The 25,886-nt window shown below is 52.5% G+C and carries 19 protein-coding genes and 1 tRNA gene; 13 read left to right on the top strand and 7 right to left on the bottom strand.

Annotation, left to right across the window (positions count from 1 at the left end):
* Window positions 1–90: 90 nt before the first annotated feature.
* Entirely contained in the window at window positions 91–2,382 is a 2,292-nt protein-coding gene (locus AB1656_11375) for a sugar-binding domain-containing protein (GenBank protein ID MEW6235980.1), read from the bottom strand.
* Between the two features lie 211 nt (window positions 2,383–2,593).
* On the opposite strand from AB1656_11375, the gene AB1656_11380 reads away from it, so the two are divergent.
* The 3 genes from AB1656_11380 to AB1656_11390 are packed head-to-tail and all read left to right on the top strand — an operon-like array spanning window position 2,594 to window position 6,199.
* On the top strand, window positions 2,594–3,130 hold the full coding sequence (locus AB1656_11380; GenBank protein ID MEW6235981.1) for a prepilin-type N-terminal cleavage/methylation domain-containing protein: 537 nt from the start codon (window positions 2,594–2,596) through the stop codon (window positions 3,128–3,130).
* A 57-nt stretch (window positions 3,131–3,187) separates the two neighbouring features.
* Window positions 3,188–5,017 carry a hypothetical protein gene (locus AB1656_11385; GenBank protein ID MEW6235982.1) on the top strand — a complete coding sequence of 610 codons (1,830 nt, stop codon included), beginning with the start codon at window positions 3,188–3,190 and terminating at the stop codon, window positions 5,015–5,017.
* Window positions 5,018–5,056: 39 nt separating this feature from the next.
* On the top strand, window positions 5,057–6,199 hold the full coding sequence (locus AB1656_11390; GenBank protein MEW6235983.1) for a DUF1080 domain-containing protein: 1,143 nt from the start codon (window positions 5,057–5,059) through the stop codon (window positions 6,197–6,199).
* A gap of 60 nt (window positions 6,200–6,259) precedes the next feature.
* Here AB1656_11390 and AB1656_11395 read toward each other — a convergent pair whose 3' ends face one another.
* Complete coding sequence (locus AB1656_11395; protein ID MEW6235984.1) at window positions 6,260–7,390, bottom strand: uroporphyrinogen decarboxylase family protein; 1,131 nt, start codon at window positions 7,388–7,390, stop codon at window positions 6,260–6,262.
* Window positions 7,391–7,585: 195 nt separating this feature from the next.
* Between AB1656_11395 and AB1656_11400 the strand changes: the two genes are divergently transcribed.
* Window positions 7,586–8,722 (top strand): hypothetical protein, encoded by a 1,137-nt coding sequence (locus AB1656_11400; GenBank protein ID MEW6235985.1) that lies wholly within the window; start codon window positions 7,586–7,588, stop codon window positions 8,720–8,722.
* Window positions 8,723–8,991: 269 nt separating this feature from the next.
* Here the strand turns inward: AB1656_11400 and AB1656_11405 are convergent, their stop codons facing one another.
* Together AB1656_11405 and AB1656_11410 are read right to left on the bottom strand one after the other, a co-directional pair.
* Window positions 8,992–10,452: a hypothetical protein gene (locus tag AB1656_11405; protein ID MEW6235986.1), complete on the bottom strand. Its 1,461-nt coding sequence runs from the start codon at window positions 10,450–10,452 to the stop codon at window positions 8,992–8,994.
* 127 nt (window positions 10,453–10,579) lie between these two features.
* A complete protein-coding gene (locus tag AB1656_11410; GenBank protein MEW6235987.1) occupies window positions 10,580–12,208 on the bottom strand; it encodes an integrin alpha in 1,629 nt (542 codons plus the stop codon).
* A gap of 173 nt (window positions 12,209–12,381) precedes the next feature.
* Between AB1656_11410 and AB1656_11415 the strand changes: the two genes are divergently transcribed.
* Window positions 12,382–13,071: a phosphopantothenoylcysteine decarboxylase gene (locus AB1656_11415; protein ID MEW6235988.1), complete on the top strand. Its 690-nt coding sequence runs from the start codon at window positions 12,382–12,384 to the stop codon at window positions 13,069–13,071.
* Window positions 13,072–13,096: 25 nt separating this feature from the next.
* Window positions 13,097–13,636: a flavoprotein gene (locus tag AB1656_11420; GenBank protein MEW6235989.1), complete on the top strand. Its 540-nt coding sequence runs from the start codon at window positions 13,097–13,099 to the stop codon at window positions 13,634–13,636.
* A 355-nt stretch (window positions 13,637–13,991) separates the two neighbouring features.
* On the opposite strand, the gene AB1656_11425 is transcribed toward AB1656_11420, so the two are convergent.
* Window positions 13,992–15,728: a hypothetical protein gene (locus AB1656_11425; protein MEW6235990.1), complete on the bottom strand. Its 1,737-nt coding sequence runs from the start codon at window positions 15,726–15,728 to the stop codon at window positions 13,992–13,994.
* Window positions 15,729–16,035: 307 nt separating this feature from the next.
* On the opposite strand from AB1656_11425, the gene AB1656_11430 reads away from it, so the two are divergent.
* From AB1656_11430 to pheS, 5 genes are all read left to right on the top strand, one after another.
* Window positions 16,036–16,113, top strand: a tRNA-Val gene (locus AB1656_11430).
* Window positions 16,114–16,420: 307 nt separating this feature from the next.
* Entirely contained in the window at window positions 16,421–17,122 is a 702-nt protein-coding gene (infC, locus tag AB1656_11435) for a translation initiation factor IF-3 (GenBank protein ID MEW6235991.1), read from the top strand.
* 21 nt (window positions 17,123–17,143) lie between these two features.
* Window positions 17,144–17,347 (top strand): 50S ribosomal protein L35, encoded by a 204-nt coding sequence (rpmI, locus tag AB1656_11440; protein MEW6235992.1) that lies wholly within the window; start codon window positions 17,144–17,146, stop codon window positions 17,345–17,347.
* Window positions 17,348–17,371: 24 nt separating this feature from the next.
* The gene (rplT, locus tag AB1656_11445; GenBank protein ID MEW6235993.1) at window positions 17,372–17,728 is read left to right on the top strand and encodes a 50S ribosomal protein L20; all 357 of its coding nucleotides are present in this window, start codon (window positions 17,372–17,374) and stop codon (window positions 17,726–17,728) included.
* Window positions 17,729–17,882: 154 nt separating this feature from the next.
* Window positions 17,883–18,926: a phenylalanine--tRNA ligase subunit alpha gene (gene pheS / locus AB1656_11450; GenBank protein MEW6235994.1), complete on the top strand. Its 1,044-nt coding sequence runs from the start codon at window positions 17,883–17,885 to the stop codon at window positions 18,924–18,926.
* A 166-nt stretch (window positions 18,927–19,092) separates the two neighbouring features.
* Here pheS and AB1656_11455 read toward each other — a convergent pair whose 3' ends face one another.
* Window positions 19,093–21,393, bottom strand: a complete 2,301-nt coding sequence (locus AB1656_11455; GenBank protein MEW6235995.1) for an MFS transporter — start codon at window positions 21,391–21,393, stop codon at window positions 19,093–19,095.
* Between the two features lie 321 nt (window positions 21,394–21,714).
* Here AB1656_11455 and AB1656_11460 point away from each other — a divergent pair, with 321 nt between their 5' ends.
* Together AB1656_11460 and AB1656_11465 are read left to right on the top strand one after the other, a co-directional pair.
* Window positions 21,715–23,115, top strand: coding sequence for a TolC family protein (locus AB1656_11460; GenBank protein ID MEW6235996.1), 1,401 nt, complete (start codon window positions 21,715–21,717; stop codon window positions 23,113–23,115).
* Window positions 23,116–23,575: 460 nt separating this feature from the next.
* Window positions 23,576–25,078: a carboxypeptidase M32 gene (locus AB1656_11465; protein MEW6235997.1), complete on the top strand. Its 1,503-nt coding sequence runs from the start codon at window positions 23,576–23,578 to the stop codon at window positions 25,076–25,078.
* Here AB1656_11465 and AB1656_11470 read toward each other — a convergent pair.
* A complete protein-coding gene (locus AB1656_11470) occupies window positions 25,073–25,840 on the bottom strand; it encodes a DUF554 domain-containing protein (GenBank protein ID MEW6235998.1) in 768 nt (255 codons plus the stop codon). The two genes, AB1656_11465 and AB1656_11470, sit on opposite strands and share 6 nt — an antisense overlap.
* Window positions 25,841–25,886: the final 46 nt, after the last annotated feature.

Here is a 25,886-nt window from a genome sequence, read left to right on the forward strand (position 1 = left end):
CGAGAATTTCGCGTACTAGGAGTAAAGAAGAAAAAGCCGCAACATTCGATAAGGAAGGCTGCGGCTTTCTATATATAAATATGTTAAAGGTTACTTCGCATCGCTGCCCAACAGTAGCGCTAAGTCGATGAATTGTCCACCTTCGTCCTGATGGCAGTGGACAGCGATGACGTTCTTGCCGGTTTGAATCGCCTCGCGCAACGCTTGCGTAATATCGAAACCGGCGTAGGCGTCGTTCCAGCCCTCGCCTTTCCATAGCAGTTTGCCATTTAGGTAGATTTGCGTCGCATTATCGTAGTGAATTACCAGCGCGGCGGCGTCGAAAGCGGCGCTGTCATATGTGAATTGCTGCCGCAGCCAGATGTCTTTGCTTTCCCAGGGCGTGCGCGTGCGTTCTTCCCAGCCGCCCTTTTTACCGAAGCCGCCAAAGCCGCTCTTCCAGCCGGAATCGTCAAAGGCGAAAGCTGCCCAATTATCGCCTGGTTTTTCTGTGATAAAGCGCCATTCATGAGCCATATCTGCGTCAGGTAACGCGCCTATCGCCGTCTTCCAATTCCGGACGGCGGTTTGAACGGTTAGCGGCGGATCGGTTTCATAACGGGCCGTCCGTTCATTGATGGAGCGCAGTTTAGTCACATCGAATTTCGGCGAACGGTCGTAATAATAAACGCCGTTGCGTTCCTGCTCGATGTCGGTCAATTGCGTATAGCAAAAACCGAAGAGGTTGCGGTTGTCCAACTGGGCGTTCGTCAATCCTTCGTAACGTTGATATAACTCCTCCAGCGTTTTGGGATTGTTGCCGTAGCCCCAAGCGGGATCGCCCGCTTTAAACCAGCCGATGCCGCCGTATTCGCTGACGAAAAAGGGAACTGCGCCGCCGCCGCCCGCGCCGTAACGGGCGGGCAGGCCGAGTTCATTGGAAAAATAATCCATCCATCGGCTGCGGAATGACGGCGGATCCTGGTTATAGTCGTGGGCGTCGAGAACCTGGGGATGGGGGATCGTATGAGCGTAGCCGCTGCTTTCGATAAGGGGCCGCGTCGGATCGGCGGCGAGAGTGATGGCGGCGATCCGCGCCTGCAACTCGCCCGCGCTGGGGGGCGTCTCGTTGAAGGGACACCAACCAACGATGGCGGGATGATTGCGGTCACGGCGCAGAATCTCCACCCACTCGGAGATTACCGGAAGGTTGATTTGCGGATTTTCGTAATTCAATCCCCAATTGGGAAACTCGCCCCAAACCAGGTAACCCAACTTATCCGCCCAGTAAAGAAAGCGCGGTTCGAATACTTTTTGATGCAGCCGCGCCCCGTTGAATCCGGCGGCCTGGGACAGTTCGATGTCGCTCCGCAGGGCTTCCTCGCTCGGCGCCGTCCATATTCCATCGGGATAGAATCCCTGATCCAATACTAAACGCTGAAAAACCGGCTCGCCGTTGATAAGGATAGCCCGGCCTTCAATGGAGACAGTGCGCAATCCGAAGTAACTGCGCACGGCGTCAATCGGCTTGCCGTCTTTTTCCAGCGTCAGCGTCAGATCATAGAGATTTGGCGTCTTAACGGACCAAAGATGTTTTTCCGATAGATCGAGCGTCAGGCGGTTGTTGCGCCAATCCGCCGCCGCGCTGGCTTTGCCCACGGATTGGTTTTTCCAAAACGCTTCGGCGCGCAGCGTCAATCCTTTCCATGAACCTTCCACATCCGCTTGCAGCAGCAGGCGCGAATGGGCGGGATCGGGAACAAGGGAGAAATCCGAAATATACGATTTTCCCACGCCTTCCAACCATACGGTTTGCCAGACGCCCGTAGTGCGAGTATAGAGGCAGCCGTAGCTCTCTTCTTTTTCCGATTGTTTGCCGCAAGCTTGCAAGCCGCTGCGGGTATCGTCGAATGCGTGAATGATTATGGTATTCTCGCCCGGCTGCAAAACTGGCGTGATGTCGAACGCAAACGCGGCGCTGCCGCCCACGTGCGTCCCTGCGAGCGTTCCGTTCACCCATAATCGCGTCCGCCAATCGCAAGCGCCGATATGCAGCAAGGTGCGCGGCGAATCCCACGTGGAAGGCAAAGAAAAGGCGCGGCGATACCAAACGTTCTTCACGAATCCCCGCCGTTCCAATCCGGATAGCTTGCTTTCCCGGCAGAAAGGAACGGTGATGCGATCGGGATAATGGGAAGCGTCGAGAAAAGCGTCGCCGTTATCATCGGTTTCGGCGAATTCCCAGGTTCCGTTCAAGTTCAGCCATGGCTGGCGTTCCGCTTGCGGAAAGGGATGTTCTGGACGCGGGATCATATCGGCGCCCGCGCCGCTTGGGGGATAGATACAGATAGCCCCAAACATCAAAAACATTACCAGAATCGTTAAAATGGAATTACCCTTCATCGTTAATTTGACTCCTTTGGGGGATAGTTGAAATATTTGGCAATCAGGACTATAGAACGGTGAACCCTTCGTCTCTAGGGAATCGGATTGGATTTTCGGACGCCTATCGTTAACCTGATTCCTATGATTGTTTTTGGAATTGATTCAGCGTATAGTTTCATTATGTCTTTTATCATTTTTTATGAGTTGAATTTTCCAGTGGAGGAAGACAATGATTGGAAAAATTGAAAAACTGCGGGCTTTTACATTGATCGAGTTATTGATTGTCGTCGCCATCATCGGCATTCTCGCCGCCATCGCCGTGCCCAATTTCCTCAACGCCCAAGTCCGGGCCAAGACGGCTCGGGTTTACGCCGATATCCACGCTCAGGCGATGGGTTTGGAGCAGTATCAGCTGGATAACAATCAGTATCCCAACAGCAACGTGCCCGCTCCTAGGCTTTGGCGGTTATCCACGCCGATTGCTTATCTGGCGGCCGTTCCCAACGATGTTTTCGGCGATCCTTTAGTGGCGCTTGGCTTTTATCACTACGTGGAAAGAAAATCGGAGAACGATTGGTTTCTCTCGGATTGGCATTCCGCCCATAGCAACCTGCAAACCTCTCCCAATGGTTCCTTGATAATTCCCGGCGGCCTCGCCTGGCATATCCGTTCGATAGGTCCTAATAAAAAATTGGATTATGGATATCCTTACGATCCATCCAATGGTTTGGTCAGCACAGGCGACATCGATGTATTTGGTCCCTGACGAATTCATTGAAAGTCTTCGATTCAATAAGTCCAAAATATTTACGGAAAGGTATTTATGATGAAGCAACGTTATTCGATCGCGCTCGTTTTTCTTTTTCTAACTTTGCCGATAATCATCCCTGCGCAGGATCTTATGGTTCTCGACGATTTCGAATATGAGGACGATCTCGCCCTTCGCGAAATGTACTCCAGTTCCGGCTGGCAGGGATCCGGCGAGGCTTTCCTTTCCGATGAAAGTTCCCAAGGCGCTCATTCTATGGAGTTGTACATGACCTTCGACGGCGGCGCCTGGGCCAGCGCGGGCGTGGTTTTTGCCGATCGCGAGCCTTTCGCCATCCGTCCTGGCCAGGCGGTTCAGTATACCGTAAAAGGCGATCCCCAAAATCTAACCAGCAGCAGCGCGCTGATTGTGCTTCAATTCCGCGACGCTAACGGCGAGGTGATCCGCTACTTGGATTCCATTGGTCCTAAGGCTGGCGATTGGAAAACGGTTTTGATTCCATACAAAGGCTTGCAGGAAAGCCCGTGGGATCCCAATCCTGACCTCGCCGCCGACCGGGAGAATCTCATCGGGTGGGAATTCAACATCCAAGGCGTCGGTCCGGATCCCGTCGATCCTTTCGAAGCGACGATTTGGATCGACGATCTGAAAATCGTGGAAGCGACAACGGCTCCGGCGGAAAATCGAACCATGGACGATTTCGAATACGCAAACGATTCCGCCATACAAGCCATGTATTCCAATTATGGCTGGCAGGCAACCGGAACGGCGTTTCTATCCAACGATAGAGTAGAAGGCGCTCATTCCATGAAATTAGCCTTGGCCTTCGACGGCGGCGCTTGGGGCGGCGGCAGCGTGATCTCCGCCCAACAGTCTCCCTTCGCCTTCGTTCCCGGCCAGGCGGTTCAGTTCAGCGTCAAGGGCGATCCCGATCGCCTGACAAGCGACGACGCCGTGCTTGTTTTTCAATTCCGCGACGGCTTGGGTGAAGTGATTCGTTTTCTGGATTCCGCCAGCCTTAAATCCACCGATTGGACCACGCTCGAGGTTCCCTATGAAGATTTCGAGGAAGGTCCTTGGGATGCTAATCCAGATGTTGCCGCCGACCGCAATTATTTAGTAACATGGGAATTTTACGTTCAAGGCGTTGGGGGCGATGCCGTCGCACCCTTCGAAGCGGCGATTTATATCGACGACTTTAAATTCGTCGCCACCACGCCGCCCTCCGCTGAAGTAAATTACGTAGTCCATAAAATTGCGCCCGCTCAAGCGCCGAATGTGAAGGATAAAGTCTTCGACGCTATTTATAAATCCACAGCCGAGGAAATTTCTACTTGGGAAGACGACGGTTTCGTTCCCGTGGAAGCTCCCTACGATCAAACCAGAGCTTACTTACTCACGGACGGCGTTAAGATTTACTGCGGCATGTTAATCGCCGATCCTGACGCCAGCACGTTAACCACCGACTCGGTCAACGATACGCTTCTCAAATGGCAGTTCGATTCCTGGGAAATCGTCTTCGCGCCCAATCCGCAACAGATAGACGGCGCGAATTACATCAAGTTTGCGGGCGATTCCGCCGGATTTTGGGACGATATCTCTCCCGATGCGGATGGGGGAACGGCCTGGAGCGCTCCCTCCTTCCAAACCAACGCCTACATCATCGACGCTCATACCTGGGCGGCGGAATTTTCCGTCGATATCGCCGATATTCAGGCTTCGATCTTCAATTACGCTTCCTATGGCCATATCGGCATCCAAACGAAGAATCCCGATCACAACTTCGCCTATCCCGACCGCGCCAGTTTCGGCAGCCGCAACGCCCGCTGGGATTTGTCGGCGCTGAATCCGGATACGCCGGTGATGGAATGGGCGGTGTATTAATTAGAACGCGAATAAATAACTATCTAAGGAGATCCCTCAATGCAAAGAAAATCCATTCTCATCCTGATGTTGACTCTTGCTATCGCGTTTCCCGCAGCATCCAGCGCCGCCGGTTGGGAATTTCTCTTTAACGGCAAAAACTTGAACGGTTGGAAAATCATTGGCGATCAGGAATGGAAAGTGGAAAACGGCGCCATCGCCGTCAAGGCGGCGGGAAGCGAAATGGGATGGCTGGCGACGGAAAAGAGCTATTCCGATTTCATTCTCAAAATGCGCTTCCAATGGCAGGGCGGCAATAGCGGCGTTCAAGTTCGCAGCCGCATCGACGGCGGCAAAATGATCGGCTATCAAGCCAACCTCGATCCCAGCCGCCCTTACGCCACCGGCTCGCTTCTCGACGAGAATGGCCGGGGGATGCTGCAGGAAACCGTTTTATCGGCGGAAAAACTCTTCAAGAAGGATCAATGGAACGAGTATGAAATATCCGCCATCGGCGACCGGATTACTCTATACGTAAACGGAATCAAAACCGCCGAGGTCTTCGATCCCGCGGGAGATAAAAGCGGAATCATTGCGCTGCAAATGGCGCCGGGCCAAGGCGGAAGCATGGCTTGGGACGACATCCGCATTCTAGAACTGCCCAAGGGCGCGGATTGGAAATCCCTGTTCAACGGACGCGATCTGGCGCAATGGGTGAAAGTCGGCGATTCAACTTGGACGGTGGAAGACGGCTGCGTTCATGGGGCTTCTAAGAACGGCGGCTACGGCTGGCTCATGTCGCGGCAAGAATATAGCGGCTTCCATTTTTCCACCCGTTTCAAAATATCGAACGGCAACTCCGGCATCCAATTCCGCAGCTGGCGCGTGGACAATATGATTCACGGCTTCCAAGCCGATTTGGCTTCGGGCAGCGATTGGATCAACGGCCATCTCTACGACCAGAGCGAAAAGGGCGTTCTCGTCAAGCCCGATCAGGACTTCAGCAAGATCATTGATTGGAAAGGTTGGAATACTTACGAAATTACGGCCATCGGTCCCAAAGTGGAACTCTTCGTAAACGGCGTAAAATCCATAGAGCATAACGACCCCGAGCGCCAGAAAGGCGTATTCGCCTTCCAGATTCACGCGGGCATCGTCATGGATACATGGTGGGACGACATTCGCATCATCCCCTTCAAATAGTAGGGTGGGCTCAAAGCGAAGCGTTGCCCACCCATATACTCATTGACTTTCGGGTAAAGATCAACGAATAGTCAATGGATAGTTTCCGTATTCTCTTAGAATGCGGATGGCGTATTCGTAACTTTCCGGCAAGACGGCGCTGCTGACGGAGTGGTCGGATTGAAACACCCACCCTCCGCCGCGCGCCGCTTGCAATTTATAAAGCGTTTCCCGGCGGATAATTTCGGGATCGTTGGACTCCAACGCGCGGATGTCGATATTGCCGATGAAAGCCAATTTCCCTGAATATTTCTTCTTCAATTCGACGGCGTCCATCCCCGCTTTGGCTTCAACGGGATTGAAAGCGTCGAGACCGAGTTCCGCCAAATCGCCGAGCAAAGCGCGGGAATCGCCGCAGCCGTGATAAACCGCCATCAGCCCGCGGGAATGTATCAAATCGATCAGCGCTTTGACATGCGGCTTGAACAAATCGCGCCAGCGCTGCAGGCCGAAGAGCATCCCCTTGTGATAAGCGACGTCGCCCCAGATATACATTCCCGATAGCATCCCTTGGCCCGCCTCGATTTGAGTGCGGGCGAACGTCAACATAAAAGCGCCGATGCGATGGACGAAATCGGCTAATGCTTCCGGCGCCGTCGCCAACCAGATCATGGCGTTCTCGCTGCCGACGATGCGCCAGAGATATTCGAATGGTTCGCAGACGGACCCGAATACAGCGAAATCTTCGACATAGGGTTTCAATCGCTCGTTCCATGCGGGCAGGTTGCGCAACAGGGCGTCGCCTACGCCATTGATCTGGTCGTCCCCACCCGAATAAAAACGCCGCGAGTCGGCGGGATCGTCGAAAGTGAAATCGGCCATTTCATCGGGATGGTTGATAGAAAATGATTCGTAGGAAGGCATGGGATATTCGCCGCTGCGGCGAATGACGGCGCCGAATCCCGTCTTCACCCATACGTCATCGCCCTCCTGCTTGACGATTTCGAACGGCTGGATGCGCGGATCCATATTGGGCGTGATGACGACGTAATCCAAATCGAAATGGCGGTAAGGATCGAAATCGTCTCCCCATTTCTCCCGGCAGCGCTTCATAAATCCCGTCCAAAAAAATTCTCCGGCGGGTATGCGATCCCCTTCTTTATGCAACAAAGCGAGCCGCATCCGTTCGATTTTTCCCTGCGCTTTTCCCATGGTTGTTCCTCAAGATAAATAGATAAAGCGATCTTCAAGCGGTTTCTCTTGAATGTCAAGTTTTTCTTCGGAAGACATTTTCGTCTATTTGCAAATTTTCAATAATAGACACTTCAAAAAATAGAGCAATGTATAATATGATAGATTGAATGTCCGAATTGCCGGGAATAACCAAATTCGATGGGAGGAAAAAAGATGAAGAAAACTATGTGGATCGCAGTAGGATTGTTATTGGCGGCGGGCGTTGGCTACGCGCAGGACGAGTTTTTCAAGATTATGGATTTCGAGGAACAGGAACCACCCGCCATTAGCGCGAGTTGGGACTTCTTTACGGGATTCAGCGTAGAAGGCGAGCCGGTTCATGGCGGCAATTATTCGCTCATCCTCGATATTACCAGCGGAACCGGAGGCTGGAATTTTTCCACCTGGCAGTTCCCCGCCGATGTGGGTACTGTTGACCTATCCAATACCGACGAAATCAACATCTGGGTAAACGCCAACAGTATTTTTCAAATGAATTTTGAATTCGGCGGCGCCAATCTCGGTTATCGAGGTTATACGGCGGATGATTTGGGGACGTGGAAAAAATTGTGCTGGTGGTATCCCGAAGAGACGGCTTCCGCGTTCACGGCGGTGAATAGTTGGGGGTCTTTCATTAATCCAGCGGCGATGGGCGGTTTTCCCGAAGGCTTTTCGGGCACGATCTATATGGACGATATCCAAGCCCGCATTCGAAAAGAAACGCCGGAGCGGGAGTATTTTCTCCTGAATGGTTTCAATTCGGACGCCGACCTAGCCAATGTTACCGTGCACACAGCGGGCGGCATCGTGAAGGGCGGAGCGGTTGCGCCTACGGAAGGCGACGGCTATCTGAAAGTAACTCTCTCCGACGCGGGGAATAGCCGGTTCACTCTCGATGTGACGAAAATCCCGGAATTTCAAAATTACGACCGCATCCATTTCGATTTGTATATGGATGGAACAGCCACCGGCTATTGGGGCAATTTCGGATTGTATCTCGATACCAGCGATGCCAGCGGCAATCCAATTACGTCCGGTTTCACCCTCGTTAATGGATCGTATGCCGCCGTGGCAACGAAACAATGGCATACGTTCGTTCAGCAATACGGCCCAGTGCAAGGAACCGATGGCTTCTTGATGCAAAATCTGATAAAAGACTCCATCGCCCCTATCTACGCAATGCCGGGCGCTTCGATCGCTATTCGTTTAAATACGAACGGCGGCGGCGTGGAAGGAGTGCCGCTTTACGTCGACAACATTCGCCTTTCTCGCGTTAAAGGATCGGCCGTTTCCGATTGGGATTTGTATTGAGCAGAAGGAATAAGAAAAAGGCGGGAGCGCTTTTTATGCGTTCCCGCCATTCTTTAGTTCGTAGGATGGGTTGAGTTGTTTGACCCATCAATTATTTTATACCAACCTGCAATTAGATTGTAACTTATAATTCCCTCGCCCTCTGGGAGAGGGTTAGGGTGAGGGAATTATAAGTCTAATAATATCAACCCTCACCTAACCTCTCCCAATCTTGGGAGAGGAATTTTAAAAGCAACGAATTCAAAAGTGATTGGTATTATACGTCATTCTTATGCGTGAACGTAAGGATTCCATTCCAGACCCGGAATATCGAAAAGGTTCTCTTTTTCTTCGTAAACCAGGCGGATGTCTTTGAAGCGGCAGAAGCGCCGCAGGTCTTGCGTATAATCGCCGTAAAAGACGACGCGGTGCAGTCCGCACGACCAATTTTCCAGGATGTGTTGCGCGTCATTGACTTTCATGGCGATCTTGGTACGGCATCCGCTGTCCGAATCGGGATTGTCGATGATTTCGCCGGTGGCGTAGAGCAAAATGTCCGTCCCAATCAATCGGCTCATGGCGACTTTTTGCCCCAACCGCATTTTGACCTGCAAAGAAGCGCCGCGCGCGTCTTCGAGATGGTTGCGGATGATATACTTGCATTGTTCGCCGTCCGGGCCGTCCATCTTGATCGGCGACACGCAGTGGGCGTGGATGATCGTGTTTCTAGGCAAATCGAAGACGGGATCGCTGACAAAGCCCGGTTTTCCGGTTAGATATTGGAAAATCAGGTGAGTTATCGAGGATTTGATATCCGCTTCGCAGACGCCGCCCAAGCCCATGCTGTCCAGGCGCGAGAAGCCCAGGCAAGGATAAGCCAATCCCTTATCCATCAAACCAAGCCCCAAGCAATTGATCGTAATGAGATCCGCTCCTTCGTCCTCCAACACTTTCACCATCGCCAAATACATGCGCGAAGCGTTGTATATCTCCTCCTTCGTCGGTTCGACGATTTTTTCCGCTTCCCGGATCCATCGTTCCGCATCTTCTTTTACTTTTGCATCGTTGGCGGCATGATACGCGGCGGCTAGTTGGTCGTAGGGAATGGTTTTGATTTGCGTTCCGAATTTGGTTTTAATGGCGTTTTCGTATTCTTCACCCGGCCCCTTGCCGGTCATCATATAAAGCACTTTCGCTTCCTTGAGCCGGTGAATGGCGCGGAACGGGCGGACAGCGGCGGCGATGTCGCCGAAATCGCTGGTCGGCAGTACTTCGATCTTCTCTCCCCGTTTTTGCAGAGAGGCGATGGTATGCCATTCGTGCCCCGCATAGAGGGGAGCGAATAGGATGACGGGGACTTTCAATTTCAGCATGGATTCCAGATACGATCCGGCGCCCATCGTCAAATGCAGAACCAGAATTCCGTCCAAGTCTTTGAACTTCTCCAGGACGGCGGCCATTTGTTCGTCCGTCGAAACCAGGTCTCCGCCAACGAATTCGATATCCTCCAGCGCCAGACTCAACTTGGCGAATTCCTCTTCGAACTGTTTCATCTCCATGTTTAGATCGACGGTCGCCTTTGGCCAGCCGGGATGAACATGGCCCACGTATACTTTACCAATCCGCGTTTTCGTCATGCCTCGGCGCAGGGGTAGGACCGGTTCCGCTGCAGCGGCGGAAGCGGGCTTCATCATGGCGCTCATGCAAACCGCGCTCATGGCGGTTGCGCTGATAAACTCTCGGCGTTTCATTCCTTTTTCCATGGACTTCACCTCTTGAACATGCGTAAGATGAATGATGCTGATTGATCCTCAACATATCACGGATAAAAAGGGAAATATACGGCGATTTGAGTATGCGTTTTTAGTCCCTGGATATTTATTGCGTTTTCAACCGCAGAAGAATCCCAAGCAAGTCGCTTCCATCGGCGATTCCATCCGCATTCCAGTCTGCCGCCGAACTGGCCATTCCCCAACCATGTTGGAAAAAGAATAGATCAAGCGGCGTCAACCTCCCATCCGCGTTAAAATCTATAAAGGCGGGAACGAAGGGAACGAGAAAAGCGAACGCTTCTGCGTCATCCTTGTTACCCGGAACGCCAACGAATAGGTCCTGATGCCCGTCTTGATTGAGGTCCCCCAAGAAATGGACGGATAGTCCAAATTGATCGCCGTCTTTTTTCCCGTAAAAAGCGATGGACGAAGTTTTTGCGATTTGTTCCATCATGCCACGTTTCAAGTTCGCACCGTTGACGATGTATACGGTTCCGGTATGACTGGTTGCGTCCGCCGGGCTGACGGCGCGAAACGCCCCGGCGGCGATAAGAGTCCCGGAAGTGGAAATGCTTTCCCCCAATCCGGAATTGGCAATCCAATGTCCCAACAGGATGGCGTCTCCTGGCGCTTCTTTCGTTATATTTATTGATGGCGTTGCGTTGGCTGAGCCAGGGATGATTGCAATCAGTCCCGTCGGCGCCGTTCCGCCGCCGATATTGCCGGAAGCTAGTCCGGCAATGAGATCGGCTCGTCCGTCTCCCGTCGCGTCTCCGCCTTTGATAACGCTTACGGCATGCATATTGGGATCGGGGAAAAGTTGGAAGGATATCTCCCGGACGGCGAGTGGAATTTCGTTGTAATTGTATGTTCCCGTCAACGCCGTCCCGCCGGGTAGAATCATGATCGTTCCTTTGGGATTTTCCTCCTGAGTTACTCCCGTAAAGAGAGCAAGGTCTGAAGAGCCGTCCTGTGTATAATCCCCGATGAATTCAAAGGCATTCCCGAAGTATCCGATGCCAGAATCGGTTTTAGGGCCTAGAATCGTTAGCGTCGATGTCTGATCCAGGTTGTTGGTTTGGATGATTTTTTCGGGAAACGATCTTTGTCCGTAAATTGCATAGACGGCTTCTTGACCATCCCTTTCTGCGCTGACGCCCGCCCGGTAAATGAGTAAATCGTTGAGAGCGTCGTTATTGAATGTGTCGCCGTCCGCCAGGGAAAAACCCAACAATTCGCCCGGACTGCCTTCTACAATAAGAGCGAATAAATCCTCATCCTCCACGCTGGCGGAGGCGGGAGGATATTGGGAGCCTTTCAAGACGTAAACCCTTCCGCCAACGCCGTCGAAAGGCGCTCCGATGGCGATGTCTTTGTATCCATCGTTATCGAAATCCCCCAGCGCCGAAATGGAAAAGCCGAATCCGCTTCCATCGTTTCCCTTGATGGCGAAGCCTTTATTGCGCAGATTGGAGAGATCGATGGAATCGGGTTGATTGCGGTTGCCCAGGATAATATTGACCTTATCGTTGAAAGGTTCTCCGATCGCCAATTCGGATTCGCCCGTGCGCGTGAAATTGCCGATGATTTTTACGATATAGCCCGTCATCCCATCCGCCGAACCGCCTACGAACCTTGTTGTTCCCATCGGTGGGAAATTCATATCGATAGGTTGTCCATACGCTCCAATGACAATGAATAATTGCATATGGATAAGATAGAAAAATTTCTTCATTGCCGACTCCCGTCTATGCGAATTCGCCCGAACCGCATGGAATAAGGCGATGGAATACGGCCTGGATGCGCAAGCCGCTCTCCTGTTATTTATTCGAATGTATCATAATAAAGAGGAAAAGTCTTAACGGATAGTTGGAATATTGCCGATTCTTTTTATCATCCGGCTTCATCATGAGTGATCTATTCGGAAAAAAAATTTTGCTAACTTCCGGCCCCACATGCGCGCCGCTGGACGCGGTCCGCTATATCGCCAATCGCTCAACGGGAAGACTGGGATCGGCGATCGCCTATGAATTGCATCGCCGAGGAGCGGAGTTGATCCATCTCGCGGGCGAGAACAGCTTCACGTCTCAACAATTGCATCCCGGCGAAGATTTATCCCGCATCCGCGTCGAACGCTTCTTAATGGTGGAGGATTTGAAAGACAAGTTGCGCCGTCATTTGCTCGAGGATTCCCTCGACGCCGTTCTCATGGCGGCCGCCGTTTTGGATTACGTTCCCGCCGATCCTCTACCCGGCAAGAAATCGTCGCAGGACGGCGAATGGATTATCCGGCTGAAGCGGGGAGAGAAATTGATCGAACATATTCGCGTTTGGGCGCCGCACGTTTTTCTCGTCGGCTTCAAACTGGAGGCGGATATTACGCTAGAAGAATTGTCGGCGCGCGCCGGAGATTTAATGGATCGCAGCGGCGCGGCGTTGGTTCTGGCCAACCGCCTGGAAGAGATCGGAAACGAAAACCATGTGGGCTATATCATCGAACGCATCGCCGGTTCTACGGATTGCGTCATATCGCCTCCATTGCGTGCGCGTGAAGAGATCGCCGCACGGCTGGCGGACCGGCTGAGCGAAGGCCTGTAATAGCGAAACGGGGGAAAAGAGTAAAATGATTGTCGAAGGGAAAAATATTCTTTTAGGCGTAACCGGCGGCATCGCCGCGTATAAATCCGCCGTATTGGCGCGGTTATTCAAGAAGGCCTCCGCTGACGTGCGGGTGATTATGACCGAGTCGGCGCAAAAGTTCATCGCTCCCTTGACGATGGCCGCCTTGTCCCAAAATCCCGTCGGCCTGGATATGTTCGCGCACCCTCCCATTCATGAAGTGCGCCATATCGCCTGGGCGGAATGGGCGGATATCGCCGTTATCGCTCCCGCCACGGCCAATTGCCTCGCCAAAGCGGCGGCGGGATTAGCGGACGACCTTCTATCCACCACCATTCTCTCTTTGGAGTGTCCTTTGATTATCGCCCCGGCGATGCACCGCCAGATGTGGGCGCATCCCGCTACCCAAAGAAACATCGAAACTTTGCGCAGTTTCGGCTATCGCATCATCGAACCGGCGGTAGGGGAATTGGCGTCGGGAGACGTCGGCGCTGGACGAATGCGCGAACCCGAAGAGATTTTCGATTTTATAACTCAGTTATGATATGGGAAGAATAAACATTCCCCCTTCCTCTCTCCAAAAACAGAAGAATTCCACGAATGTTTTGAATCACGGATTTCATAGATGATTTGGATTTCACGGAGAAAAACTTTTCCAAGCATTATTCCTGGACATTATGGTGGGATTTGCTTCGCTCAACCCACCCTACCCAACTATACAGCTTACGCTTATTTGGCGGTATACTCAGGACATGATTTGGCGTTCGGCCGTTCGGGGCGCGTGCAAATATGTCCATAATTCCATTTGCAGGAATCGCACAAAAAAACATCCCCAAACGCTTTCGCCTTCCATTTCGAACGCCAGTTTTTCCATTTTTTAAAGAATTTATTGAACATGATTACCCTCGGTGAACGATTTTCCGCAAGCCTCGTTTCAACGTTTGCCAAAAAGCGCTGGGGATAAAAATCCATCGCTTGCCGTCTATTATGGTGACATTCCCCATGGCGCAGGCCGTATGGCATCCGTCAGGGTATGGGCCTTCGGGATCGGGTTCTATTACGCCCGCCGCCTCTTCCTTGAATTCTTCCGGCGTCAATTTTTGAACGCGGTTGATGATCAACCGGGCGCCGTAAGCGGATGAGCAATCCTGGGCGGGACGATAAAGCGTTCCTTCATGGATGAATGGCGTCCCGCCGGGACGGGCGGAACGGACGTCGGTCTTGACGGGATTATTGGCGTGAGAACGCCACGGCCCTAAAAGATCGTCCGCGTAATAAACGAACAAATTATGATTAGGCCCATTCTCCTGGCAGGCGCAAAACAGCCACCAGCGCCGGTCGAAGTAGGCAATCGTGCTATCCACGCCTTGGACGCCCTCCACCAGCGCCGCTATTTTCTCCCATTTCGCGGGAAAGGAGACGGCGCGGTAAAGCGCGATTTCGCTCGCTTCGTAGGTTTCGGGAACACAATAAATCTCCCCCTCATTTTCAATGAGATAGGGATAAGACATATGAAAAGAATTTTCCATCGCTGGAAGAGGCGCCGCTTTGGATGGATCGTCGTCGAATTGAAAGAAGAAAATTCTCCCGCGTCCAATCCGATAATCCAATTCCTCGAACAAAATCGTATGGCGATCCTCTTTTTTTAGGGCGAAAGGATCGGCGAAAAATTGGTTCTTCATCGGCGCAGGCATCCATACGATGTTTGGATGCTTCCCGGATTGAAGGTAAGCTTGTATCGGCTGCTGCGCCATGCCAATATTCCATTGGTCATGGCGAAAAAGCGCCTGGGCGGCTCTTTTTGCCGCATTGCGGATGATCTTCGCGCCAAAGACGGCCATCTGGCGATTGGTGGGAGAATAATAAATCGGGGCGTCCGTTGGGGAAGGAGGCGCCTCGAGATAATCGGCGGCGCCCTGGCGCAGGTCGATGCAAACTTGAGACGCCCAACCGGAACTTTCTAATAGAATGTTGTTCAAATTACGGCTGTAAGAGGTAAGGCAGGTATTGATGCGCCCTTTTTTAAGCGCTACTCCGCCGTCCAGGCGATCGGTCAACCGTTGCAGCAAGGCGCCGCTTACCGGATCGTCATGATAAATCTCCCAGAAGCAGGGAGGTCCACCTCGATAGCGCTCTTCGTCACCATGATGATACGACCAGACGCCATAACGGGGCGTTTTCAGAATCTCGCCTCGAATAATGCCGTAAGCGAAACGGAGAATGAAATCGAGGTTGTAATTGCGGATAGTTTCAATGTCCTCTTCCCGGAAATATTGCGAAAATTTTCCTTTTTTTACCGTCCTGCAGGGAAGACGGGGAATATCCTTAAAGGTTTCGGAGAGATCGACCGGACGGCTGGCTTCCGGTTTGACGAGAAAATTATTGTACAGTTGAAATACTAACTGATTCCATCGTATGCGCTTCAGGCGGCTCGCCAAGGAATTCCTCTCCGCCGAATCGTCGTCGATAATCAGCAGCGCCGGCGCCACATTCTCCAGCGCCATCAGTTTTTGCAAACATCGCGCTTGCCATTTTTGGAAAATTGGACCGAAGCACATAACGCCGAACCGGATCGGCGCCGTTGCGCGTTCGAACGTTCCGTTCGTCTCCGGGATCATCCCGCCGTCCTCCATCATGCCATTTCCTTGAAGAGTACTATCCTAATTCCAAGCGGCCTGCCGTTTAAGGGAGGAGAAATCCCTCCTCGCTGGAAAACTGGCGGGGGCTAGCGGCAAGTTTAAAGTCGAGCCTATGATAACCAACAAAGAAAACGCAAAAAATTGCGGAAATCGACGGAGAAGAAAGTTCCTTCCCGTTGACTGAATGAGGGATATCCAATTATACTTATACGATTGCCGTAACGGTTTCCTATCGCCTATGTCGAGCAAGCCGCAAGGCGCATCGATGGGCGAATAAAAATAACCTAAGGAAATCGTTTGACTTGGGTCGTTAGCTCAGTTTGGTTAGAGTGCTTGCTTGACATGCAAGAGGTCACTGGTTCAAGTCCAGTACGACCCACCATGAATTCAACGGACTCTCCCGTTGACAAAAAGAAGCGGGATGAGTTTTTATTTATTCTATTCTTGTTGGGAAAGAAGAAGGGACCGAACCAACGGTCTCTTTTTTTAGTGAGCAACAACAATGGTTTTAGCCAAGCCGCGGAGCGAGATCGTCTTCGGCTTGTCAGAAAAGCCAGTGAACGCTTAGATTAAGATATAATTTGAGGTTGGGATAATCGTTATATACGATTCTAAGCCAGAGAGGAGCGTGATTTTCGATTAGAAAAAAAACACCGTTTAGACGGGAAGATCCGCACGACGCCACCCGGATTAACGAAATGATACGGGAAGATGAGATTAGGCTCGTCGATCAAAATGGGGAACATATGGGCGTGATTTCCGTGAGAGAGGCCCTTGAAAAAGCGCAAGCGGCTCATCTTGACCTGGTCGAAGTGAGCGCGAAATCCAAACCGCATGTATGCCGGATCATGGATTTCGGGCATTACAAATACGAACAGGCGAAGAAAGTCAAGGAAGCCAAAAAGAAGCAAAAACATATCGTCGTCAAGGAGATCAAACTTCGTCCGCGCATCGACGAACACGATTACGATTTCAAGTTGAATCATGCCATGAAATTCCTGGAACACGGCGATAAAGTCCGCTTCATTCTTCAGTTTCGCGGCCGAGAAATGGCGCACAAGGAATTGGGGCGGAAAGTGATGGACCGTATCATCGAAGACCTTGACGACATGGCGCTGGTGGAACAATCCCCCAAGCAAGAAGGCCGTTTCATGAATATGACTCTTGCGCCGTCTCTCGTAAAAAAGAAACGTAAAGAACGCGCCGCCAACGAAGAATTGGCGGCGGCGGCGGAAGATCAATCCATACAAACGGTTGTAGCCAACGAAGAGGATGAAGACTATTCGGACGGCGATTTCGCTGACGAAGACGATTCGGACTTCGAGGACGCAGAAGATGAATTCTCGGAAGACGACGATGCTTCGGATAAGGATTTGCCGGAGGACGATTAACCATAGCGGAAGAGGAATATCATGGCATCTGGACCGAAAATGAAAACCAATCGCGGAGCGGCGAAGCGCTTCCGCAAAACCAAAAATGGAAAATTCAAGCGGGAACGCGCTTATCTGAGCCATATCCGCACCAAGAAAACTACCAAACGCAAAAGGCGGTTGCGCCACCAAACCACCGTCGATAGCACGGAAATCAAGAGAGTCCGCCGCATGTTGGCGCAGTAACGTCGCAGAGGAGAGAAATACGTCATGCCACGCGCAATCAGTCAAGTCGCCTCCCGTAGGCGCAGAAAGAAAGTACTCAAAGCAGCGAAAGGATCGACTCTCGGACGCAGAGTGCAGATTCGATCCGCCCGCCACGGCGTTCATAAGGCGCTTAAATACGCCTACCGCGACCGCCGCAATCGCAAGCGCGAATTCCGCCGCTTATGGATCGTCCGCATCGCCGCCGCCTGCAAGTTGGAAGGCTTGTCCTACAGCGTTTTTATGGGCGGACTCAACAAAGCGGGCGTAGAGATCAATCGAAAAGTGTTGTCGGAACTCGCCATCGCCGATCCCGCCGCCTTTCGCGAACTGATCGCCGTCTCCAAAACCGCTTTGAGTTGATAAGCGGTTCTTCGAAATTCCAAGGCCTGTGCTTTTACTCCTGCGGAATTTATAGGGTAGAGCAGGCGTCACGCCTGCATCCACAGAGCAGGCGAGACGCCTGTTCTACCCACATTAAGGCGTTGAGCACGCGTAAAAAAAACGTAGAAGCAAAATGACCGATAGCGAAAATCTTAGATCCCAGTTAGAAGAAGCCCAACGCCAAGGCATGGAGGAATTCGCCCTGGCTTCATCTCCTCAGGCTCTCTATGAAACCCGCACTCTCTACTTGGGAAAAAAAGGAAAAGTCAAGGCGATTTTACGGGGACTCGGCCAGCTCTCCGTAGAAGAAAGACCCGCCGCCGGTCAACTCGCCAACCAGGTCGCCGATGCTTTAGAAACGGCTTACCTAGAACGTCTGGAGGCGCTCAAGGCGCTGGAATCCCAACGCCAATTGGAAGAGGACGCGGCCGACGTTACGCTGCCTGGAACCTGGCCGCCTTTAGGAGGATTGCATCCCTTGATCCGCGTCCAGACCGAAATCGAAGACCTCTTCTATTCGATGGGATTCGATATCGCCGACGGTCCGGAAATCGAAACTGAATATTACAACTTCGAAGCGCTCAATTTTCCTCCCGACCACCCCGCCCGCGATATGCAGGACACGTTTTCCATGAAAAACGGCTGCGTTCTTCGCACGCATACTTCGCCGGTTCAGGTGCGCTACATGGAGACGCATGAACCGCCCATCCGCATGATCGCTCCCGGACGCGTTTACCGCTGCGACTCCGATATCACCCATTCCCCCATGTTTTCCCAGATCGAAGGCTTGGTCGTCGACGAAAACATCTCCTTCCGCGATCTGAAAGGAACGCTGGATTTGGTGATTCACCGCATCTTTTCGCCGCAAACGAAAACCCGCTTCCGCCCTTCCTTCTTCCCCTTCACGGAACCGAGCGCCGAAGTGGACATTACCTGCTTCGCCTGCACCGGCCCCGATCCCAACTGCCGCTTATGTAAAGGTACGGGCTGGATCGAAGTCCTGGGTTGCGGCATGGTCCACCCGGCGGTATTGCGTTCGGGAGGCTACGATTCCGAAAAATATACAGGCTTCGCCTTCGGACTCGGCGTTGAGCGCTTCGCCATGCTGAAATACGGCATTACCGACATCCGTCTTTTCTACGAAAACGACGCGCGCTTTTTGAGACAGTTCCGCTAATAGCTGTCATCCCTTTTGAGCGGCAAGGGCAAAGCGTTAGCCTGCCCTTGAGGGATCGATCAAAGGCAGACTGCATCTTGCGTAACATGGATTATTGATCTCATCCCGCCGTTTCAACGGCGGAGCAGCGTGTTTTATTTTCATTCATCACTCATCATTCCAAACATCAATCTTCCGGCAATTCCTGGCCCTTCGTTTCCGGCGCCCAGATCAGCGCGACCATGCCTATAACATAAATCGTGGACATCAGAATGGCGGCGGTGCGGAACGATAGGATCATAGCAAGATAGCCCAGCAGAATCGGGAAAGGCGCCGCCAAATAACGCACGGTGTTATAGCAGAAACCCACGCCTGTGCCCCGCAGCCGCGTCGGATAAAGTTCGGGGAAATAAATGGAATACCCGCCGAATAACGACAACTGAGCAAAGCCCATTAGAGGCAGCATCCAATAAGCGTCCCATGCGGAATTCAGCGAATTGAAAACGAACATCGTGATGAACATGCAAAGGATGAAGGAGATAAAAAACGCCAACCTCCGTCCCATAAACGTCGCCACCAGCGTGAATGCGAACATGCCCAGGAACGATCCCACATCCTGCAGCATCGTTCCCTTAGCCCTCACCTGCCCCGCGTATTCCTTCACCATGCGGATTTCTCCGGGAAACGCCGCTTCGTACAGCGCCCGGTTGGCGACGATGATATTCTCTTTTTTCTCCTTGCCTTCCTTCGCCAATTTCTCTTTTTCGATCAAGTTCCGAACGCCTTTGGACAAGCCGAGATACGCTGCAAACCGATTATCGGCGGCGATTTTATCCGCCGTTTTATCCAATTCGATCAGCGATTGGGCCAAGAGCCGTTGTTGCTCCGCCGTTGGCGCTTGCGAGAAATCGTAGGTCTCGATCAATGTTTGCGTCTCCGCCGGCAATTGGCTTTTCATATAAACATAGATCGGCTCCTTGCCCTCTTTCATTTTGACGAATAAATCGGCGTAGCCGAATTCATAGAACAAATTCGTCTCTAAATGCCGGTTCAACTCCGTATCGAAGAGAACTTGCAAGGGAAGGCGGGCGTCCACCAATAGATCGGGATAGGCGGCGTCCAGCAACAGGCGGTTAAGCATCAGATTGTCCGCGCTCGTCCGCTTGCTTTCCGCGCCCTTCTCTTCTTCGCGATCGATAATGGTTTTCGCCGCCGCTGGCGTCTCAACGCTTTTGAAATCCTCTTGCGCATAAAAATCTAGTTTAGCCAATACGCCGTTCAACGCTTCGATAATCGCCGCTTGATCGGCCTCCCCCCCCCGCGCCGCTTCGGCGACCGCCTGACGAGCTTCCGGCGACATCCGTTCCCACGCCCGCCGAGCCGGACTGGACGAAGAGGTTCGCTCCCCCCGTTTTAACGCCCGGCATAATCCTTTCCAATCTTTAACATCCTCCGGCTTCAGTTTCCAGTAATTCTCGCCGTAGGCGCCGATTTGCCGCAACGATTCTTCTGAAAAGCGTTGTTTTAGATAGCGGACCATCGGCTCCTTTTCTTCCTTGAATTTAAGAGCCAGCGTTCCAGGATCCTTGATATCCTCTTCCGTCAGCGGCTTGTCCCGCAGCGCCGTGGTGATCAATTCCGGCGAGAAGAAGCCGATGCCCCACAATCCGATCATTCCCGATACGCCTAAGCATAAGCCGACGATCGTATTTCTCCGCCAAGGATTTTTCTTGAATAAATCGACGAACGAACCCATCTCTTTGTCCGCCGCCTTCGCTGTTTCTCCAGAGGCCCGCAGCCGCGCCGCTTCCTCCTTCGCTTTTTTCCAAGCCTCCGGCTCGCGCAAGATAGTAACGATGGGAATCACCAGCAGCGCGGGTAAAATCCCCACGAGAAATACCGCCCGCCAACCGGACATTTCCCATCCGAAGAAAGAAAAGGGAAGGCCGGGATCGATTTTCAAAGCCACGAACGATCCGATTATATTCCCCGTCGCCGAAAGCGATTGCAGCGATCCTAGAGCCAGCGACCGCACTTTCGAAGGAACGCTCTCGGCGATCAACGTCGTCGCCGCGCCGAACATGCCTCCCACGCCCAGCCCTACCAGAAACCGGTAGATGCAGAAATCGATCCAGCCGATCGACAAGGCTGATAGTCCCGTAAATCCCGAATAGACTAAAAGCGTTAGCACCATCGTTTTCACGCGGCCGAATTTATCGCTGAAAATGCCGAAGATAATGCCTCCCGTGGCCCATCCAAGCATCAGGCACGTCGTTGCCACCGTACCGTAAAAGTTGACGATATCGCGCGCCGTACCGGCATCGAACAGTTCCGTCAACGCCATTTCCCGCGCCAACACGAAAATGCGTTGATCCATGCAATCGAACAGCCACCCGCACGACGCGATCAATACGATGATCCAATGATACAGGGTGACTCCTTCGAACATCTTTTGGTTTGCATTTTGCGGCTTTAAGGGTTGTTCCACGAGACGCGCTCCTCCCAATCGATTCGAATTCTTCTTATGGCGGGTTTCCCGCATTTTTAGAAACATACTTCCCATTGTCAAGCGACGCGGGCTTAAAGGAAATTCCATCTACATATCCTTTGCAGCCATTCCTGCGCCCAATACGCTATCCTTGAAAATAAACTCTCCGAAGGTTTTTATTTTTTCAGGCGTTTCACTATCATTGACTCCCGATAGGAAATGCACTTGGGTATAATACGGAATTGTCTTGCTCCCAGCGATTCGAACGATAAGCAACGCGAATCGACAAACGAAAAGCGGAGGATTACGATGTTTTATTCAATGAGAAATCGATGGATAAGCCAAACAGGCGCTACTCTTCTATGTCTAACGATCCTAATGGCGGTTCTCCCGGCGGCGAGCCAGGAAACGGGAACGTTGTCGCTGTCCCAAGCGGTCTCTACCGCTATCCAAAACAACCGCGAATTGGAAGCCGTCCGCCGCGACAAAAATGCCGCCGATTTGCAAAAGCGGGAAACGGAAAGCGGCTACTATCCCCAACTTTCTTATGCGTTTCAATTGACGAAAACTCATTCGGATAAATTCGATTTCGATCTGCCTGCAGGAACCGCTTCCCCCATCGACTTCAGCAAATTAGGCTTCACCGGCGCCAATTGGTCCAACAAACTACAATTGACCCAGCTGATTTACGATCATACGCTCTTGGGAACCATTGCTCTCGCCTCCCTGCAAAAAGAGGCGGCCCAATGGCAAAAAGACGGCCAAGAGCAAATCGTCGTCTTCGATTCGGTCAGCGCTTATCTTGACATTCTCCGCGCCCAGGAACTATTGAACGTGCAGCAGCAGCGGCTCCTCTTGGCCAATAAGCAATTGCAAACCGCCACCGCCAATTACGAAGCCGGTCTCCGCATCCGCACCGACGTTCTGCGCGCCGAACTGACGCGCTCGTCCGCCCTGCGCGACGTCGTTTCCTCCGAGATTGCCCTCGAACGCGCCCAGGTGGTTCTCAACCAAGTGATTGGCGTTCCTATGGAAAAGCGCCATCAATTCGATGGCGCCGGTCTCGCCTCCTATACGCCCCATGAAAACATCGTGGAAGCCGTGAAAACCTTCGACCGCCTCTTCGCTATGGCGCAAGAAAAAAATCCTTCCATCCAGCTGGCTTCCATCCTCGTGAAGCAGCGGGAACAATCCGTCTCCATCGCCCGCGGCGAATTTCTACCCACGGCGAGTTTTGGCGGCTCCTGGGGATACAATGACACCGGCGACATGACCCTGGAGGACCAGGAATGGGCGATTCAGGTCGGCGTCCAAGTTCCCCTCTTCGAAGGGGGACGCAAGATGACTAAAATCCGCCGCACCAAAGAACAATTGGAAGCCCAGAAACAACGCTGCGACGCCGCCGTCCGCGCCGTTCACAGCCTGGTGGAACAATCCGCCCTCGCCTTGCAGGAAGAACGCCGCAACCTGGAAATCGCCCTCGAAGCGGCCATTGTCGCCAAGGAAAACCATGAGCGCTTCCTCAACCTTTACGAGGAAGGTTTGGCCGACAGCCTCGACGTAACCCAAGCCCTGACGGAAAAAGTCACCGCCGACACCAATGTCGTAACTACCCGCTACGGCTTCCTCAAGGTTTACGCGCAACTCTTGTACGCTCTCGGAACCATCCCTACCCAAGACGCCGCCTACGAAGGCTCCGATTGGCTGGATATGATAAAATAAGGCGTATTACTATCGTCTTCGTTTCGTCGGCCATCTCGATCCGGCCAATCGTTGGGTAAAGAAAGCCGCGCTGATAAACGAAACAGCCCGAAACGCCCTTAACGGCGATCGCGGTCGCTCTGTTGGTCATGAATAGGGATAAGTTACGCTGGTTGGTTAGACTAAACCCTCTCACCCTTAACCATTTCCGGAGGGCGAGGGGATGGAAATGCGTAACAGGAGAATTCCACAAATTTTTTTGAATCACGGATTTTATGGATGATTTGGATTTTACGGAGAAAAACTTTTTTTAATGATGAATGATGAAAAATAAGGGATGTTGCAAGAGCAGAAACAATCTTGCCCCAGTTTCCCAGTCTCCTTGTCTCCTTAACTGATCTCTCCCAGCGCAAATCCCTTCCGTTTCTCGACCGAGCTTCTAATCTTGACGATCGACGAAAACGCGAAAGGTGAATTTAGAATGCCGCAAGAAAAACTCTCCCAGCTTCGCGCCCGCCTTGGCGAAGTCTCCGATATTCATTCCGCCGCCTCGCTTCTCCAATGGGATATGGAGACGTATATGCCGCCCAAGGCCGCGCCCGCGCGCGGGGAGCAAATCGCCACCCTTTCCGCTTTGGCGCATCGCGCTTTTACTGCGCCGGAAATGGGCGCGCTTTTGCATGATCTGCGGCAGACTGTCGAACAGCTTTCCGAGGATGACGCCAAACTGGTGGAGATCGCGCTTTACGATTACGAACGGGCGGTAAAATTGCCGGAAGCGTTCGTTCATGAATTTTCCTTGGAGCAAAGCGCCGCCTTCCAGGCATGGTTGAAGGCGCGAGTAGAGAAAAAGTTCGCGCTCTTCCAATCCCGGTTGGAAAAACTATGGCAACTCCTGCGCCGCAAAGCCGATCTGCTGGGATACGAAGGCTCGCCCTACAATGCCCTCTTGGAAGATTACGAACGGGGCATGACGGCGGAAAAATTGAAGGTTTTATTCGGCGTTTTGGCGAGCTGTCAACGCGATCTAATTCGCCGCATCGTCCATTCTTCCCGCCAACCGGACGTTTCCTGGACCGTAGGCGAATGGAACGAAAAAACGCAGTGGGATTTTTCGCTGGGCGTATTGAAAGACATGGGCTTCGATTTCGAAGCGGGGCGGCAGGACAAGTCCGTACATCCCTTCACGACCAATTTCGATATTTGCGACGTGCGCATCACCACCCGCATCGACGAGCGCAATCTGTTTTCCGCGCTCGCCAGTTCGATCCACGAGGGCGGACACGCGCTTTACGAGCAGGGCTTTCGTCTGGAAGATCGCCGCACGCCGCTGGCGCAGGCGATTTCGCTGGGCGTTCACGAATCGCAATCGCGCTTGTGGGAAAATATGATTGGCAAGAGTCTCGCATTCTGGAAGCATTACGCTCCGATGCTGCGCGATCGATATCCCGAACGTCTTGCAGCGCTTACGCCCGAACAAGTTTACGCGGCGGTCAACCAAGTGCGTCCCTCGCTCATCCGCGTGGAAGCGGACGAATGCACCTATAACCTGCATATTATTCTGCGTTTTGAAATCGAAGCAGGATTAATGGAAGGGACGTTGAAGGTTTGCGATATTCCGCAAGTTTGGAACGAAAAAATGCGGGATTATTTAGGATTGAATCCTCCGGATGACGCGGCGGGCTGCTTGCAAGACATCCACTGGTCGCATGGCCTCGTGGGATACTTTCCTACCTATGCGTTGGGCAATCTCTATGCGGCGCAAATCTTCGAGAAGATTATGCAGGATATTCCCGATCTATGGACGCAAATCGAAACGGGCTGCTTCGGCGGCTTATTGGGCTGGCTGCGCGATAACGTCCACAAGCATGGCCGCCGATTGACGGCGCCCCAACTCATCGAAAAAATCACGGGAAACGAACCGGATTGCGAACCTTATTTGCGTTATCTGGAAAACAAATTCTCTTCGCTGTATGGATTATAAAAACAGATGTTTCAACCACACGAAGAACGGCGCGAGGAAAATGGCGGGAAAGAGGTTTCCCAACCGGATTTTCCCCAGTTCGAGCATGTTGATGGAGATGCCGAAGATGAGCAATCCTCCCGCCGCCGCCGCTTCCGTAATGACGTATTCCGGCAGCGCCGCGCCCAGTTGCATGAAAATCAGCGTCAAAGCCCCTTGAAAAACGAGAATCGTCAACGCGCTGGCCATAACGCCGGCGCCCATCGCTCCCGCCAGGAAAAGGGCGGCGTGGCCGTCAAGCAGGCTCTTGGTGTAGATGATGTCGCCGTTTCCCTCCGCTCCGGCGCGAAAGGTTCCTACGACCGTCATGGCGCCCACGCAGAACAGGACGCTGGCGAAGACGTAGCCGTCGATGAACTGCGATTCCTTTTCCTGCCGCAACAGGCGTTTTAAAAAGCCGCCCAGCGATTCCATTCCCGCTTCGATATTCAACGCTTCGCCGAGTAGTCCGCCCGCGATCATGCCCAAGGCCAGCAGCGGAATGTCTTCCGTTTTCAAGGCGTCGCGCAGGCCGATGACGATGGTCGTCAGGCCAATGGCTTGAAAGAGAATGCTGCGAAAACGCGGCGCAAGTTTTCCGTGAAACGTCAGTCCAATGGCGGAGCCGATCAGAACGGCGAGAGTATTGACGAGCGTAGGGATCATGGATTGGGATATCTGTGCCATCAGCGGGATGGCGAACGTTTTCTCTTGCGGGCGGCGCTGGGGACAGCGTTCAGGCACGGTTTTTTTCTTTGATTGAGCCTTTTATGCTGCTTGCAATACAACT

The organism is Candidatus Omnitrophota bacterium, assembly GCA_040755155.1.
Taxonomy (GTDB): domain Bacteria; phylum Hinthialibacterota; class Hinthialibacteria; order Hinthialibacterales; family Hinthialibacteraceae; genus JBFMBP01.

Excerpts from the sequence above, each read along its gene's own strand:
- AB1656_11375 (MEW6235980.1), bottom strand. The coding sequence starts at position 2,382 with ATGAAGGGTAATTCCATTTTAACGATTCTGGTAATGTTTTTGATGTTT.
- AB1656_11380 (MEW6235981.1), top strand. The coding sequence starts at position 2,594 with ATGATTGGAAAAATTGAAAAACTGCGGGCTTTTACATTGATCGAGTTA.
- AB1656_11385 (MEW6235982.1), top strand. The coding sequence starts at position 3,188 with ATGATGAAGCAACGTTATTCGATCGCGCTCGTTTTTCTTTTTCTAACT.
- AB1656_11390 (MEW6235983.1), top strand. The coding sequence starts at position 5,057 with ATGCAAAGAAAATCCATTCTCATCCTGATGTTGACTCTTGCTATCGCG.
- AB1656_11395 (MEW6235984.1), bottom strand. The coding sequence starts at position 7,390 with ATGGGAAAAGCGCAGGGAAAAATCGAACGGATGCGGCTCGCTTTGTTG.
- AB1656_11400 (MEW6235985.1), top strand. The coding sequence starts at position 7,586 with ATGAAGAAAACTATGTGGATCGCAGTAGGATTGTTATTGGCGGCGGGC.
- AB1656_11405 (MEW6235986.1), bottom strand. The coding sequence starts at position 10,452 with ATGAAACGCCGAGAGTTTATCAGCGCAACCGCCATGAGCGCGGTTTGC.
- AB1656_11410 (MEW6235987.1), bottom strand. The coding sequence starts at position 12,208 with ATGAAGAAATTTTTCTATCTTATCCATATGCAATTATTCATTGTCATT.
- AB1656_11415 (MEW6235988.1), top strand. The coding sequence starts at position 12,382 with ATGAGTGATCTATTCGGAAAAAAAATTTTGCTAACTTCCGGCCCCACA.
- AB1656_11420 (MEW6235989.1), top strand. The coding sequence starts at position 13,097 with ATGATTGTCGAAGGGAAAAATATTCTTTTAGGCGTAACCGGCGGCATC.
- AB1656_11425 (MEW6235990.1), bottom strand. The coding sequence starts at position 15,728 with ATGATGGAGGACGGCGGGATGATCCCGGAGACGAACGGAACGTTCGAA.
- rpmI (MEW6235992.1), top strand. The coding sequence starts at position 17,144 with ATGGCATCTGGACCGAAAATGAAAACCAATCGCGGAGCGGCGAAGCGC.
- rplT (MEW6235993.1), top strand. The coding sequence starts at position 17,372 with ATGCCACGCGCAATCAGTCAAGTCGCCTCCCGTAGGCGCAGAAAGAAA.
- pheS (MEW6235994.1), top strand. The coding sequence starts at position 17,883 with ATGACCGATAGCGAAAATCTTAGATCCCAGTTAGAAGAAGCCCAACGC.
- AB1656_11460 (MEW6235996.1), top strand. The coding sequence starts at position 21,715 with ATGAGAAATCGATGGATAAGCCAAACAGGCGCTACTCTTCTATGTCTA.
- AB1656_11465 (MEW6235997.1), top strand. The coding sequence starts at position 23,576 with ATGCCGCAAGAAAAACTCTCCCAGCTTCGCGCCCGCCTTGGCGAAGTC.